Source organism: Citrobacter sp. VF227 (genome assembly GCF_052950715.1).
This window is the reverse complement of sequence record NZ_JBRFVF010000214.1, coordinates 1-552: the sequence shown is the minus strand read 5'-3', so window position 1 is coordinate 552 and position 552 is coordinate 1. Positions and strand designations below refer to the sequence as shown.

Genomic DNA, 552 nt, shown 5'->3' with positions numbered 1-552 from the left:
GGGTAATGGTGCAGCCGGTGGCCGAGGCCGACCGCCTCCAGCTCGGCGCGGGCGCGCTCCAGGGCGCCGGGCCGGTCGGCGAGTTCCAGCGGTAGCGCCACGTTCTCCAGCGCCGTCATGGTCGGCACGAGGTGGAAGGCCTGGAACACGATGCCGATCCGCCGGCCGCGGAACCGGGCGAGGGCGTCCTCGTCGAGCCGGACGAGGTCGGTGTCCTCGATGACGACGCCGCCGGAATCCGGCCGCTCCAGCCCGGCCATGACCATCAGCAGCGTCGACTTGCCGGAGCCGGACACGCCGGTGATGCAGGTCAATAGCCCGACCGGCAGCTCGAGATCGACGTGCTTCAGGTTGTTGCCGTTCGCGTCGACGATGCGCAGCATCCGCTCCGGATCGGGCGCGAGCCGCTCGTCCGGATATTCGACCACGCGCTTGCCGAGCAGGTACTTGCTGGTCAGCGACTGCCGGTTCTACTCCACCTGCTTCCGCGTGCCCTCGCCCACCACTACGCCGCCTTTCTCGCCCCCCCCTGGCCCCATGTCGCGCACGTAG

The 552-nt window shown here is 70.3% G+C and carries 1 protein-coding gene; it reads right to left on the bottom strand.

The window, feature by feature from the left end; translation table 11 throughout:
• On the bottom strand, positions 1-428 hold a 428-nt coding region (locus ACU8YC_RS25965), incomplete at its 3' end, for an ATP-binding cassette domain-containing protein (protein ID WP_446896108.1).
• Positions 429-552: the final 124 nt, after the last annotated feature.